The organism is Sinorhizobium fredii USDA 257, from assembly GCF_000265205.3.
Taxonomy (GTDB): Bacteria; Pseudomonadota; Alphaproteobacteria; order Rhizobiales; family Rhizobiaceae; genus Sinorhizobium; species Sinorhizobium fredii_B.
On the sequence record NC_018000.1, the window covers coordinates 4,901,692 to 4,915,723 of the forward strand.

The following is a 14,032-nucleotide window of genomic DNA, read 5'->3' on the forward strand; positions in this document are numbered from 1 at the left end:
CCCGCCGAGCAATCGCGGGGCTTTTTTTGCGCAGAAGCGAAAAGCCTTAAGACGCCGGCAGACTTGACGCTCACATCGGCAGGCTTGACGCTCACAGGGGCGCTGATAATTTGACCAACGGGTAAAAGAATGCGGATCCGGTGAGTTGCTCGCGTCGCCGGCAACAAGATTCGCCGAGGAGAACAAGACATGTCGAACCGTCTTAACACCACCCCGAACGATCTGCGCGCCTTCTGGATGCCGTTTACCGCCAATCGGCAGTTCAAGAAGGAGCCGCGCCTCTTCGTCGGCGCCAAGGACATGTATTACACCACCCACGACGGGCGCACCGTGCTCGATGGAACGGCGGGGCTGTGGTGCGTCAATGCCGGCCACTGTCGGCCGAAGATCACCGAGGCGATCCGCGAACAGGCGGGCGAACTCGACTATGCGCCGGCCTTTCAGCTTGGCCATCCGAAGGCGTTCGAACTTGCCAACCGGCTGGTCGATATCGCGCCGGAGGGCCTGAACCATGTCCTCTACACCAATTCCGGCTCGGAATCGGTCGATACCGCTTTAAAGGTGGCGCTCGCCTATCACCGCGCCAGGGGTAACGGCTCGCGCTTCCGCCTGATCGGCCGCGAACGCGGCTATCATGGCGTCAATTTCGGCGGCATTTCGGTCGGCGGCATCGTCTCCAACCGCAAGATGTTCGGCACGCTGCTGACCGGCGTCGATCATCTGCCCCACACCCACCTCCCGGGGAAAAATGCGTTTACCCGTGGCGAACCCGAGCATGGCGCCGATCTCGCGAGCGAACTGGAGCGGATCGTCACCCTCCACGACGCCTCGACGATCGCTGCCGTCATCGTCGAGCCGGTCGCCGGCTCCACCGGGGTACTTATCCCGCCGAAGGGCTATCTCCAGAAGCTGCGCGAAATCTGCACCAAGCACGGCATCCTGTTGATCTTCGACGAAGTCATCACCGGCTACGGCCGCCTCGGCACGCCCTTTGCCGCGCAATATTTCGACGTCAAGCCGGATATCATCACAACCGCCAAGGGCCTGACCAACGGCGTGATCCCGATGGGGGCGGTGTTCGTCACCTCGGAGATCCACGACGCCTTCATGACCGGGCCGGAGCATCTCATCGAGTTCTTCCACGGCTATACCTATTCCGGCAATCCGATCGCCTCGGCCGCCGCACTCGGAACGCTCGACACCTACAAGGAAGAAGGGCTGCTGACGCGCGCCGCCGAGCTCGCCCCCTACTGGGAGGAGGGGCTGCATTCGCTGAAGGACTGCCCACATGTGATCGACATCCGCAACATCGGACTGATCGGCGCGGTCGAACTCGAGCCGATCGCCGGCGAGCCGACGAAGCGCGCCTTCTCCGCCTTCCTGAAGGCCTACGAGAAAGGGCTGTTGATCCGCACGACCGGCGATATCATCGCGCTGTCACCGCCGCTGATTATCGAGAAACACCAGATCGACGAACTCTTCGACAAGCTGCGCAACGTTCTGAAGAACAATATTTGAGAATTCTGCCTCGCGTTTCTCGAACCCTTTCCCCGCGCGCGGGGAGAGGGTTATTCTCATCAGCAAAGCAGCAGGGGCGAGGTGCAGGCATGTCCGAGGCGCTGGAACGTTTGATCGATCAGGGCGTCGGCCGAAAGCCGGCCGACATCGTGCTCAAGGGCGGGCGGTTCTTCGATCTCGTCACCGGCGAACTCGTCGCGTCCGACATCGCCATATCCGGCGAAAGGATCGTCGGCACCTGCGGCGCCTACGAGGGACGCGAGGAGGTCGACGTCTCTGGCCGCATCGTCGTCCCCGGCTTCATCGATACGCATCTGCACATCGAATCCTCGCTCGTCACGCCGCACGAATTCGACCGTTGCGTGCTGCCGCTCGGGATCACGACGGCGATCTGCGATCCGCACGAAATCGCCAACGTGCTCGGCACCGAAGGTATCCAGTTCTTCCTGGATTCGGCGATGGAAACGATCATGGACATCCGCGTCCAGCTGTCCTCCTGCGTACCGGCAACGCATCTCGAGACGGCGGGTGCCGATCTGCCGATCGAGCGGCTCACGCCCTTTCGCCATCACCCCAAGGTGATCGGCCTTGCCGAGTTCATGAATTTTCCCGGCGTCATCCACAAGGACCCCGTCTGCCTCGCCAAGCTCGAGGCCTTCCAGAGCGGCCACATCGACGGCCATGCACCGCTCTTGCGCGGCAAGGAACTGAACGGTTACCTCGCGACCGGCATCCGCACCGATCACGAATGCACGAGCGCCGAGGAAGCGCTCGAAAAGATCCGCAAGGGCATGCACATCCTCGTGCGCGAAGGCTCGGTGTCGAAGGACTTGCATGCATTGATGCCAATCATCACCGAGCGGCTGTCACCCTATCTGGCGCTCTGCACGGACGACCGCAATCCGCTCGACATCGCCGAACAGGGCCATCTCGACCATATGATCCGCACAGCAATCGCCGCAGGCGTCGAGCCCCTGGCGATCTATCGCGCCGCCTCGATCTCGGCGGCGCGTGCATTCGGGCTCCGCGACCGCGGCCTTGTGGCGCCCGGCTGGCGCGCCGACCTCGTCGTCGTCGACAGCCTGGAGAACTGCAAGGCGGAGATGGTCTTTTCGGGCGGGAGACGCGTGACCGACGCGCTCTTTACCCGGCGCAAGTCGATCGAACCGGTGGGACTCGACAGCGTCAAGGCCGGTGAGATCAAGGCCGCCGACTTCGGCGTGCCCTATGCGGAGGGCGAAACGTCCGTGATCGGCGTGCTGCCGGGCAAGATCATCACCGAGCACCGCCGCTTTCGCCTGCCCGCAGAAGGCAACCAGACTGGCGCCGATCTCGGTCGCGATATCATCAAGGTCGCCGTTATCGAGCGCCACGGCATCAACGGCAACCATGCCAACGGCTTCGTCCAGGGCTTCGGCCTGAAAAAGGGCGCGATCGCCTCCACCGTCGGCCATGACAGCCACAATATCTGCGTCGTCGGCGTCAACGAGGAAGACATGGCGATTGCCGCAAATCGCCTCGGTAAGATCAGAGGCGGCTTCGTCGTCGTCGAGGACGGCAAGGTGACCGGCGAGATCGCGTTGCCGATCGCCGGGCTGATGAGCCTCGAACCGTACGAGCGGGTGCGCGATATCCTCCACCATCTGCGCCAGGCCGCCTTCGCCCTCGGCGCAACGCTGGAGGAGCCCTTCCTGCAGCTTGCCTTCCTGCCGCTACCGGTCATTCCGCACCTGAAGATTTCCGATCGCGGCTTGGTCGACGTGGACAAGTTCGCGCTGATCGGGTGAGTTGCTGACCGTGCGACCGGCGAGCATCCCGCTACCGTCGTCATCCTCGGGCTTGACCCTGGGCTTGACCGAGGATCCACTCACAAGCCGCTAAGGGCAGAGCAGGCAGCCTAACCTCCTCACCGCAACCTTCCGCAGAAGGCGTCGTAGCCAGCAAACGTGATCGCGTTGTCGGCAAAGGCGGGCGCGAATCCGGGCATCGGCAGAACCTGGGCGACGGCCATGTCGGCGGCAATCTGAACCGTCTGCGGCTCCCCTGTCAGGTTGAAGACGAAAAGCAGCGTCTCGCCGCCTTTCTTCCTAGTGAAGGCCAGCAGATCCTGATTTGTCGCGAGGAACGCCATGTCGCCATCGAGGAGCGGCGCATGCGCGCGGCGGAAAGTGAGCGTCTGGCGGTAATGCTCGAGCACCGAGCCGGCGACACCCCCCTGCGCATCGACCGCCAGGGCGCGCTGTTCCTCGCGCACCGGCAGCCAGGGAAAGCCGGTGGAGAAGCCTGCATTCGCCTCGTCTCGTTCCCAGACCATCGGCGTCCGGCAGCCATCGCGACCCTTGAAGGCCGGCCAGAAGCGGATGCCGTAAGGGTCGCGCAACTCCTCATAGGTCAGTTCCGCCTCCGCCAGACCCAGTTCCTCGCCCTGGTAGAGGCAGATCGAGCCGCGCAGGCTGGCAAGCAGCGAGACCGCGAGCTTCGCGACCCATTCCCTGTCGGCCTGGCGCAGCGCAAAGCGGCTGACATGGCGCATGACGTCATGGTTGGAGAAAGCCCAGCACACCCAGCCGTCTGTGACGATCGCCTGGAAATTCTCGACGCATCGGCGGATGTGGCGTGCCGAGAATTCCGGGCCGAGCAGGTCGAAGGTGTAGCACATGTGGAGCTTGTCGCCGCCGCTCGTATAGGCGGCAACGGTCTTCAGCGACCGGGCGCCGTCGCCGACCTCGCCCACTGTCGTGCGGCCGCCATATTCGTCGAGCAAGGCCCGCAAGCGGCGCAGGAAATCGACGTTCTCCGGCTGGGTCTTGTCGTAGAGATGGTCCTGCATGCCATAGGGGTTGACCTCGGGGGCATCGCTGCTCGTCGCGTCCGGATCCGGAATGAGCGGCGGGTTGTCCCGCAAGTGCCGGTCGTGGAAATAGAAATTGACGGTATCGAGCCGGAAGCCGTCGACGCCGCGATCCAGCCAGAAGCGCACCGTAGCCAGCAGCGCCTCCTGGACCCCGGGATCATGAAAATTGAGGTCCGGCTGCGACGTCAGGAAATTGTGCATGAAATATTGCCTGCGCACCCCGTCCCACTCCCAGGCCGGGCCGCCAAAGATCGAAAGCCAGTTGTTCGGCGCCGTGCCGTCCGGCTTCGGATCGGCCCAGACATACCAATCCGCCTTGGCATTGGTTCGGCTCGAACGGCTCTCGACGAACCAGGGGTGCCGGTCGGAGGTGTGCGAGATCACCTGGTCGATGATCACCTTGAGCCCCAGCCGATGCGCCTCCGCCATCATCGCATCGAAATCGGCAAGCGTGCCGAACATCGGATCGACGTCGCAATAGTCGGAGACGTCGTAACCCATGTCCGCTTGCGGCGATTTGAAGAAGGGTGACAGCCAGATGGCGTCGACCCCGAGCGAGGCGATATGCGAAAGACGTTCGGTGACACCGCGCAGGTCGCCGATGCCGTCGCCATCCGTATCCTGGAAGGAACGCGGATAGACCTGATAGATCACCGCGCCGCGCCACCAATCGTCGCCAGATCCCGAACCGCTCGCCATCCGCATACCCCGCCGTTCCAACTGCTGCCCGAAAGATGTATCGCTGCAAATTCACCGAGTAAACGGCACGCGCAACATTCGCTTGCTGCGAAGTCGACAGATCGCTAACCCATTGGCGGCGACACGGATGGAGGAGGAAGAGCGAATGGCAGGCAGCATGCTTTCAATCGGCGAATGCATGGTCGAACTGATGCAGGCGGAAGGAGGCATGCTGCGCAAGGGCTATGCGGGCGATACGTTCAACACCGCCTATTATGCGCGCCTGTTCGTGCCGGCCGGATGGAACGTCGACTATCTGACCGCCGTTGGAACCGACGTGGTATCGGAGGAGATGCTCGCCTTCATCGAGGACGCCGGGGTCGGTACGGCGCATGTCGCCAGAATCGAGGGCCGCATGCCGGGGCTCTACATGATCCATCTCAAGGACGGTGAGCGCAGCTTCTCCTACTGGCGCTCCACCTCGGCTGCGAAGCTGCTCGCCGACGACCCGGATCGACTGCGGGCAGCGATCGAGTCGGTAGACCTCGTCTTCTTCTCCGGGATCACGCTCGCAATCCTTGCTCCAGATGCGGCGGAAACCCTGCTGGCGGAACTGCGGCGGGCAAAGGCGGGCGGCAAGCGCGTCGTGTTCGATCCGAATATCCGCCCGCGCCTTTGGGACGACGCCGCACGGATGCGGGCGACGCTGGAAGCCGGCGCGCGGGGAGCGACGATGCTGCTGCCAAGCTATGACGACGAGGCAACGCACTTCGGCGATGCGTCGGTCGGCGCGACGATAGAACGCTATCGCGGCCTCGGCGTCGAAGAGATAGCGGTCAAGGACGGCGCCAATGGCGTCACGCTCCAGTTCGGCGAAGGGGAGCGCCTGCATGTCCCGGCCGCCCCGGTGTCTCGTATCGTCGACACTACCAGCGCCGGGGACAGCTTCAATGGCTCGTTCCTCGCGCGCCTGGCCGCCGGCGACAATCCGGCCGATGCAGCCGCCTTCGCCGCACGCGTCGCCGCAGCCGTGATCGGCCATAATGGCGCGCTGGTGGAACGGGAGAAGTTGCCAGCGGCTCGATAGATGGACTTTTCAGCACATCGACGGGCGCCGCTCGAACCCTTCTACCTCGCCGCCACTGTTCTCCCCTCATTCCTCTGCTCGTAACAGGAATCCAGCCACGGCGCGTCCGTGCCGTGAAAGACACTCGAGGGTCAGATCACCGCCTCTTGCGCGCCTTCGATTCGAAAGGATTGTCCGAAGTGCGGAAATGGATGCGGATCGGCACGCCCGGCATGTCGAAATCGTGGCGCAGGCCGTTGATCAGGTAGCGGACATAGGATTCCGGCACCGCCTCGGGGCGGGTGCAGGAAATCATGAAGCCGGGCGGGCGGGCCTTCACCTGGGTCATGTATTTGAGCTTCAGGCGACGGCCGGAGACGGCTGGCGGCGGGTGCTGCACCTGCTGCGATTCCAGCCAGCGATTGAGGCGTGCCGTCGAGATGCGCCGGTTCCAGACCCTGTCCGTCTCGATGATCGCCTGCATCAGCCGGTCGAGGCCATAGCCCGTATGGCCGGAAATCGGCACCGCGCGGATGCCGCGGGCCTGCGGCAGCAGCCGTTCGGTCTTCTCGCGTAGATCCGCAAGCACCGCCTGCCAGTCCTCCACCAGATCCCATTTGTTGAAGGCCAGGACCGCCGCACGGCCTTCGCGCAGCACCAGATCGACGATCTGCAGGTCCTGTTTCTCGAAGGGGATCGTGGCGTCGAAGATGATGACAACCGTCTCGGCAAAGCGAATCGCTCGGAGCGCGTCGGCAACCGAAAGTTTTTCCAGTTTCTGCTGCACCTTGGCCTTGCGGCGCATGCCGGCCGTGTCGAACATCTTGATCGCGCGACCGCGCCAGTCCCATTCGACCGAGATGGAATCGCGGGTGATGCCGGCTTCGGGACCGGTCAGCAGCCGGTCTTCGCCGAGGAAGCGGTTGATCAGCGTCGACTTGCCGGCATTCGGCCGGCCGACAATTGCGACGCGCAGGGGCTTCGTTTCGTCATAGGCAGGCTCGGCCTCTTCGTCGTCCCCCTCGTCTGCACCGGTCGGACGGATATCGACATCGGTCTCGGCGACGTCTTCCGCTGGTGGGAAGGCCCTTTCCTCGCCGAGTGCGGCGACGATCGCGTCGCGCAGGTCGAGCATTCCCTGGCCGTGCTCGGCCGAGATCGGGCACGGCTCGCCAAGCCCGAGCGTGAAGGCGTCGTAAAAGCCGCCGTCCGAGCCGCGCGCCTCTGACTTGTTGGCGACGACGATGACGGGTTTGCCGCGCCGGCGCAGCATTTCGGCAAGGGTTTCGTCGGCCGGCGTCAGGCCGGCTTTGGCGTCGATGACGAACAGTGACAGATCCGCCTCGTCGATAGCCTGTTCGGTCTGCGCCCACATCCGCCCCTGCAGGCTGTCGGGTGCCGATTGCTCGAGACCGGCCGTATCGATGATGCGAAATTTCAGGTCGACGAGCTTCGCGTCGCCGGGGCGGCGGTCGCGCGTGACCCCGGGCGTGTCATCGACGAGCGCCAGCTTCTTGCCAACCAGACGGTTGAACAAGGTCGACTTGCCGACATTGGGACGCCCGACGATGGCGACGGTGAAACTCATATCAAAGGCCTCAGGCTTTGCCGCTCGCTGCAATCACATCAAGCAGCATCTGTGCCCGGTTGACGACGCCGCGCGGGCTTTCGGTATCTTCGGCGATCTGCTGAAACCAGCCCTTCGCCTTGGTGAAATCACCCGCCTTGTAGGCGGCAAGGCCGAGCGCCTCGCGAGCCGAATGGCGCATGGCATTCTGCGGCACCGCCAGTTGTTCGACCTCGGCCGAGACCTGATCGTAGGTGCCGGCATCGATGAGCAGGTAAGCGGCGCGCAACCGCGCCGCATCGCGCAGCGCCGCCGGAATGCGGGTGTCCTTGCCGATCTCGGAGAACGCCGCGACGGCCGCTTCGGTTTCGCCCTTCTGCGCGTTCAGCGTCGCCGCGCGCAGCCGCGCGAGAACCGGATAGGAACCGTAACCCTCCTGTTCCAGCTTCGTGAGTGCGGCGAGAGCCTCCTCCGGCTTGTTTTCCTTGGCGAGATCGAGAGCCACGAGAAAGGCGTCCCCCGACTGCGACGAGGAACTCTCCTGCCAATAGTCATAGCCGACCTTGCCGACGGTGCCGAGAACGATGAGCGCCGCAATCCCGATGATGATGCCGCCAAACCGCGTCCAGATGGCCTTCATCTGGTCCGAGCGGAGTTCTTCGTTGACCTCGCGGATAAAGCTGTCGTCCTGGTTTGCCATCTATCGCCCCGGCCTTCTGCACGCTGGCGCGTAGCCCCGACAATCAACACCGATGTCCGGAGGGGATACGCGCAATCTCAAACTGTTCGAGCACCCGTTGCGCGTCCGACGGGACGCGCAACGCTCTTTGTGGATTTTGCGCCTTCTACCCGATTTTGCGCCGCTTGTAAGGGGGCCGGCGAGATTTAGCCCATAACGACGGGCGCGACGCCGATCAGCCAATCGTGCAGCTTCCAGATAAAGAGCACAAAGACCACGAGCCCGAGGACGATCGCTAGCGCGTCGTTGCCCGCCGACTTGAACACCGGCAGCACGGCTTCGCCGGCACGCTCGCGGCGCTTCAGCGAGATGCGCAGGATCACCGCCCAGGCGAGAAAGGAACCGAAGAGCAGGACCGAGGACGTCTCGCCATTCGCAAGCAGGTGTGCCAGCGCCCAGATCTTGATCGAAAGGATCTGCGGATGCTTGACCGCGACGGCGATGCGCCCCGCCGGCAGGAAGCCTGCAGCAAGGAAGACGAAGGCAAAGAGCATCAGCAGAAGGGCGATATGGCGCAGGAACACCGGTGGGTTGTAGAGGATTCCCGTTTCGCCGCGCGCCTGGCCGAAGCCGTAGATGATGAGACAGAGACCGACGAGGCTGACGAGGGCATAGAGCCCCATCCATGTGCCCTTGCCGCGGCTCTCGATGACGCCGGCACGAATACCGGGCGCAACCACACGGACGAGGTGCATGCCGAGAAAGATCACGATACCCAGAAGCAGAAGCGCCATATCACACCCGATCTTGAAACGTTGCCCGTCTAAAGCGAGCGCAAGAGCTGCACGCTCGTCCCGCTTTAATACTTTGTTCACCATCGCATAACGGTATCCCCCGCGAATTTCCAGTCAGATCAAAGGATTGCCGCATTGTTGAAGAAGGGACGACGCGAACAATTCGTCGCAGTTCCTCCGATTCTCCCAAGAAGTTATTGAATGACCCGCAATATTCTCGCGCTCTCGCTTTGTCTTTTGCCCACGCTCGCGCTTGCCGATCCGCCGTCGGCACCCGCGACCGCAAGGAATAAGCAACTCGTCATCGTCTCCTTCGACGGTGCGCACGACAATGCGCTTTGGGAGAAGAGCCTCGCCATGGCAAAGCGCACCGGCGCGCACTTCACCTATTTCCTTTCCTGCACCTTCCTGATGACGAAGACAGACGGCAAAGAGAGCTACAGGGCGCCGGGCCAGAAGTCCGGCCGCTCGAATGTCGGCTTCGCCCAGAGCCGCGAGGAGATCGCCATTCGCGCCGGCCATATCTGGGAGGCGCATCTCGAAGACCACGATATCGGCAGCCATGCCTGCGGCCATTTCGACGGCAAGGGCTGGAGCAAGGCGGCCTGGGAGAGCGAATTCGCTGCCTTCCGCACGGCACTCGTCGACGCCTGGAAAAAGGCAGGGAAGCCGGAGGCCGAACCGCAGGGCTGGGCGGAGTTCGCCCGCAGCGGCATCAAGGGTTTCCGCGCGCCCTACCTGTCGGTGAGCGAAGGACTCATGCCGGCGCTCGAAGTCTATGGTTTCAGCTATGATGCGAGCCTCGTCACCAAAGGTCCCGGCTGGCCGATCGCGCCGGACGGAATGCCGCGCTTCGGCCTGCCGCTCATCCCGGAAGGCCCCTCGCACCGGCCGGTGATCGGCATGGACTACAACCTCTTCATCCGCCACTCGATGGGCGTCGAAAACCGGAAGGACAGCGCCCGCTTCGAGGAACGAACGCTTTCGGCCTATCGCGAGGCATTCCGCAAGGAATATGACGGCGAGCGCATCCCGCTGCAACTCGGCTTTCACTTCGTCGAGATGAATGGCGGCGCCTATTGGCGGGCGCTCGACCGCTTCCTGACGGAAACCTGCGGCAAGCCGGACGTCGCCTGCGTCAGCTATGCGGACGCCTTGCCGATGATAGAGGACGCCAGAAAGAAGGCGGATCGCTCCGCCTTCTGATTGCTGCCGTCACAGAGCGAGTTCTTCCTTGCCGCCTGCCTCGATGAACTGCCGGTCGATGTCGGGCAGCGGCGCTTCGTCGAGCACGGACTCGAAAGCGCGGAGACGTTTGTAGATAGAAAGAAGCTCGACGATCGTCGGCCAGGAATTGACCAGATATTGGAAAGACGAGCTCACCTGGCCAAACGCACCGGAAATCTGGTTTAGCGCACCAAGCGAAATCTTACCCGCGATAATCGACGGCGCGAGGATTAGCAGCGAGAAGATGTTGTTGATCTGCAGATAGAAAATGCGGGCGATATTGAAGTACAGATAGTGGAAATACAGCCGGAAATAGTTCATGCGCACGTTGCTGAAAAGCTCCGTAACGGTTTCCGGCTGGGCGCGATCAATGTGATCCTCGCCGTAAACCAGCTCCTTGCGATAGGCAGCTTCCACACGCTGGTTGCGAAATTCCAGTCCCGGCAGCTTGATCCCGACCAGGGCGAGGAACACGGTACCGAAAAGCGACCACAGGACGGCTGCCGTGACCAACGGGTAGGGAATGCTGCCGACGATCGGTAGTTCGGTGACGTTCTCCGAAAGCCTGATCAGAACAGGCGTGAAGGCGATCAAAGTCATGACACTGTCAATTAGGCTGACGCCGAGCCCTTCGACCGTCGAGGAGAAGCGCATCGTATCTTCCTGTACGCGCTGCGATGCACCCTCGATGTGACGCAGCTTGCCCCAGTTTTCCATATAGTATTCGTTCATCGCCGTACGCCAACGGAAGATGTAATGGCTGACGAAGAAACGCGTCATGACCGCGACTGCCACGGCGACCATGGCGATTCCGAGGAAGGTGCCGATCTGTGCGTAGAACTCTTCCGCCGTGACAACAGCCGCCTTGGAAACCGCGGCCTGGATCAAGTCCCAGAAGGGTCCATACCAGTTGTTGATCGCCACGCTCACCTGCACTTGGAAGTAGGTGACGAAAAGGATGAGAGCGGATCCCCAGATAGACCAGCTCTGCCAGCGATGCGGAGCGTAGACCTGCCAGAAGGTGGCGAAAATTCCCACCACCAAAGCAAAGTAGATATAGAACCAGAGGAAGGCAGGCGACCAGAAGGCCGAGATACCGACGATCGGCGGGGCATCGGCCGGCACGGGCGGCAGGCCAACGAAAGCGCCGAAGCTTTCACCCCAGCCGTACCAAAAGCCAACTGCAACCAGCGACCAGATAATGACGGAGATGAAAAACTGCTTCGGCTTGGGGAAGAAGGATTGGAACAAGGGACGGCACTCGCGTTTCTTGGAGGTCAACGACTTGCCTCCTGATGCGGCCGAAACTAGGGCAAATTGCGTGCGGCAACAATTACGCAATCTGAATGTTACTGTTATTTCATGAATCTCTGGCGCGGAAACGCCGTGCCGGGCCCCGAAAAAGCTGCGCTTCACCGATCCAGCGCGACCCTGATCCTGCGCAGTTCCAGGACCACCACCATCCCGCAGCAGAACAGGACGACGGCGGCCACCAGCGTCGGCAACGCGAAACTTCCGGTCCGCTCAGCAAGCCAGCCGGCGACGAGCGGCCCGACGATCTGGCCGATGCCGAAGGCGGCGGTCATCAAGGCGAGTGCCCGGCGCGGGCTTTCGGGTGCGAGCTGGCGGCCGATCTGCAGGCCGTAGGCCGTGACCATCATGAAGGTGGCGCCGAGCATCAGCCCGCCGACGAGAGGGGCCACGGCCACTGGCAGCGAAACGGTCAGCACGAGCCCGACGGCCTCGACCAGAAGCCCCGCGGCATAGACGCCGGCCAGGCCGAGGTGCGGCACGGCGAAACGCCACAGATAGACGGAGAGCGCACCGCTGACGCCGGTGATCAGCCATGCGAGGAACTCGACGCTGTGGCCGCCGCTGGCATCGCGCGCCATGGCGACCAGGAAGGTCGCTGTGATCACGTAGCCGAAGCCGAAGAAGCCATAGGTGAGCGTGACCGCGGTCAGCGGCCGGGTCCAGGTAAGCGGCGCCTCCCGCTCAGCCCCGTTCCCCACGTGATGGCTCGCCGGCAGGAGCGCGGCAACAAGAGCCGTCCCCAGCAGCGCCACAATCGCGCCGGTGAACCAATCCGCCTGCGAGACCGAAAGGCCGGTGACGCCCGCGAGCGGTGCCGCCCAGACGCAGATCGACGAAAGCGCGATGCCGAAGCCGACGCCGCCGAAATGCACCGAGGGCACGTGTTCGGATGTCGCGCGCAGCCCCTGCCCCAGCACGATCCCTGATACGAAGATCATCGCGAAGGCGCTCGCCAGACCGGCAAGGAAACGAATGATGCAATAGACGAGAACGGACGACGTGAGCCCCATAGCCGCCAGCAACAGCGTCGTTGCGAAAAGCGCCGCAAGGCCGATCCGCCGCTCGTGCCCGTGCGCCCAGCCATAGGCGGCGAGCACGGCGCCCGCGAGATAGCCGACGAAATTAGCCGAGGCGATCAGCCCGGCATCCGCCGGCGAAAGCCCCGCATCCGCCATCATCGCCGGCAGAATGGGCGTGTAGGAGAAGCGGCCGAAGCCCATCGCGACGGCCATGGCAACGGCCCCGGCAATCGCCGTCGCGGCGAGGCTGCTGCCTGCGGCCACGTCGAGCGTAGAAGACGAAATCTTTGCTGCTTGTCCCTTGCGAGATGGATCAGCGCCGTCGCTCTTCTCGGCTTGCCTCGTGTGGCTGTCCTCGCGATCCGGCAATCTGTGGAGCGTGCTCATGTCTCCTTTATTGCATCGCAGCAAGAAGGCGACAAATCATAATAATTGAAGCTTCGATTGATGGAATCGAACGATCGCGGCCGTGGCCGCACGGCCCGACGCGCTTGCTCAGCCCGGCAGGGTCACGACCAGCGGCCCGCCGCGCGTCACGACGACCGTGTGTTCGTACTGCACGGTCGGGGCACGCGGCTCGCTGTAGAGCGTCCAGTCGTCCTCGCCGCCTTCGGCCCAGTGCGCGCCCATCGATAGGAACGGCTCGACGGTGAAGACCATGCCCTCCTTCATCCGCCGACGCTCGGATGGATCCGGCCAGGTGGCGATCTCGGCCGGCTCCTCGTGCAGCGACCGGCCGATGCCGTGGCTCGCCAGGTTGGTGACGAGCGAATAGCGGTTCCTGCGGGCGAATTCGCCGATGGCGTTGCCGATCGCCGCCAGCGTCTGGTCCGGCCGCACTTGCTTCAAGCCCACCCACATGGCCCGCTTGCCGTCGCGGCAGAGCCGGTCGATCGCCGCGGTCACCGGCGGGACCGGGAAGGAAGCGCCCGTATCGGCAAAGAGACCGTCCTTTTCGGCGGAAACGTCGATATTGACGAGATCGCCGGCGCGGATCACCCGGTTTCCGGGGATACCATGGGCGATTTCCTCGTTGACGCTGATGCAGGTCGCACCGGGAAACTTGTAGCAGAGCTCCGGTGCCGAACGGGCGCCCGCCTCCGCGAGCACCTTGCGGCCGATCGCGTCGAGTTCCGCCGTGGTGATGCCCGGTTCAAGCGCCGCGCCCATCGCCTGCAGCGCATTGGCGCAGATGCGGCCGATTTCCTTCAGCCGCTCAAGATCTTCGTCGTTGTTGAGGGTCATGGTGTCTCGCTTTCGCGGCCACATGTAGCGTGCCGGCGCGGGCGATGCCAGTGCCGCAAGTCGCCGCAGCC

Annotated in this window: 11 protein-coding genes; 4 read left to right on the forward strand and 7 right to left on the reverse strand. The window is 63.3% G+C overall.

Annotated features, from left to right (window positions below; genetic code table 11):
* The first annotated feature begins 189 nt into the window (after positions 1-189).
* Together USDA257_RS23010 and ade are read left to right on the forward strand one after the other, a co-directional pair.
* Positions 190-1,518 carry an aspartate aminotransferase family protein gene (locus tag USDA257_RS23010; RefSeq protein ID WP_014765393.1) on the forward strand — a complete coding sequence of 443 codons (1,329 nt, stop codon included), beginning with the start codon at positions 190-192 and terminating at the stop codon, positions 1,516-1,518.
* An 89-nt stretch (positions 1,519-1,607) separates the two neighbouring features.
* Positions 1,608-3,305 carry an adenine deaminase gene (ade, locus tag USDA257_RS23015; RefSeq protein WP_014765394.1) on the forward strand — a complete coding sequence of 566 codons (1,698 nt, stop codon included), beginning with the start codon at positions 1,608-1,610 and terminating at the stop codon, positions 3,303-3,305.
* Positions 3,306-3,424: 119 nt separating this feature from the next.
* Here the strand turns inward: ade and bglA are convergent, their stop codons facing one another.
* A complete protein-coding gene (gene bglA / locus USDA257_RS23020; RefSeq protein WP_014765395.1) occupies positions 3,425-5,071 on the reverse strand; it encodes a beta-galactosidase BglA in 1,647 nt (548 codons plus the stop codon).
* A 145-nt stretch (positions 5,072-5,216) separates the two neighbouring features.
* Here bglA and USDA257_RS23025 point away from each other — a divergent pair, with 145 nt between their 5' ends.
* Positions 5,217-6,137, forward strand: a complete 921-nt coding sequence (locus USDA257_RS23025; protein WP_014765396.1) for a sugar kinase — start codon at positions 5,217-5,219, stop codon at positions 6,135-6,137.
* A gap of 136 nt (positions 6,138-6,273) precedes the next feature.
* Here the strand turns inward: USDA257_RS23025 and der are convergent, their stop codons facing one another.
* The 3 genes from der to USDA257_RS23040 all read right to left on the reverse strand — a co-directional run bounded on the left by der (position 6,274) and on the right by USDA257_RS23040 (position 9,156).
* Positions 6,274-7,704, reverse strand: coding sequence for a ribosome biogenesis GTPase Der (gene der, locus USDA257_RS23030; RefSeq protein ID WP_014765397.1), 1,431 nt, complete (start codon positions 7,702-7,704; stop codon positions 6,274-6,276).
* 10 nt (positions 7,705-7,714) lie between these two features.
* Positions 7,715-8,383 carry a tetratricopeptide repeat protein gene (locus tag USDA257_RS23035; protein ID WP_014765398.1) on the reverse strand — a complete coding sequence of 223 codons (669 nt, stop codon included), beginning with the start codon at positions 8,381-8,383 and terminating at the stop codon, positions 7,715-7,717.
* Between the two features lie 185 nt (positions 8,384-8,568).
* Positions 8,569-9,156, reverse strand: a complete 588-nt coding sequence (locus USDA257_RS23040; RefSeq protein WP_041414561.1) for an NnrU family protein — start codon at positions 9,154-9,156, stop codon at positions 8,569-8,571.
* A gap of 201 nt (positions 9,157-9,357) precedes the next feature.
* On the opposite strand from USDA257_RS23040, the gene USDA257_RS23045 reads away from it, so the two are divergent.
* Positions 9,358-10,362: a polysaccharide deacetylase family protein gene (locus tag USDA257_RS23045; protein ID WP_014765400.1), complete on the forward strand. Its 1,005-nt coding sequence runs from the start codon at positions 9,358-9,360 to the stop codon at positions 10,360-10,362.
* 9 nt (positions 10,363-10,371) lie between these two features.
* Here the strand turns inward: USDA257_RS23045 and sbmA are convergent, their stop codons facing one another.
* The 3 genes from sbmA to map form a co-directional block, all read right to left on the reverse strand.
* Positions 10,372-11,634 (reverse strand): peptide antibiotic transporter SbmA, encoded by a 1,263-nt coding sequence (sbmA, locus tag USDA257_RS23050; RefSeq protein WP_041415541.1) that lies wholly within the window; start codon positions 11,632-11,634, stop codon positions 10,372-10,374.
* Positions 11,635-11,795: 161 nt separating this feature from the next.
* A complete protein-coding gene (locus USDA257_RS23055) occupies positions 11,796-12,929 on the reverse strand; it encodes an MFS transporter (RefSeq protein ID WP_086018061.1) in 1,134 nt (377 codons plus the stop codon).
* A 282-nt stretch (positions 12,930-13,211) separates the two neighbouring features.
* A complete protein-coding gene (gene map, locus USDA257_RS23060) occupies positions 13,212-13,961 on the reverse strand; it encodes a type I methionyl aminopeptidase (RefSeq protein ID WP_014765403.1) in 750 nt (249 codons plus the stop codon).
* Between the last annotated feature and the right edge of the window lie 71 nt (positions 13,962-14,032).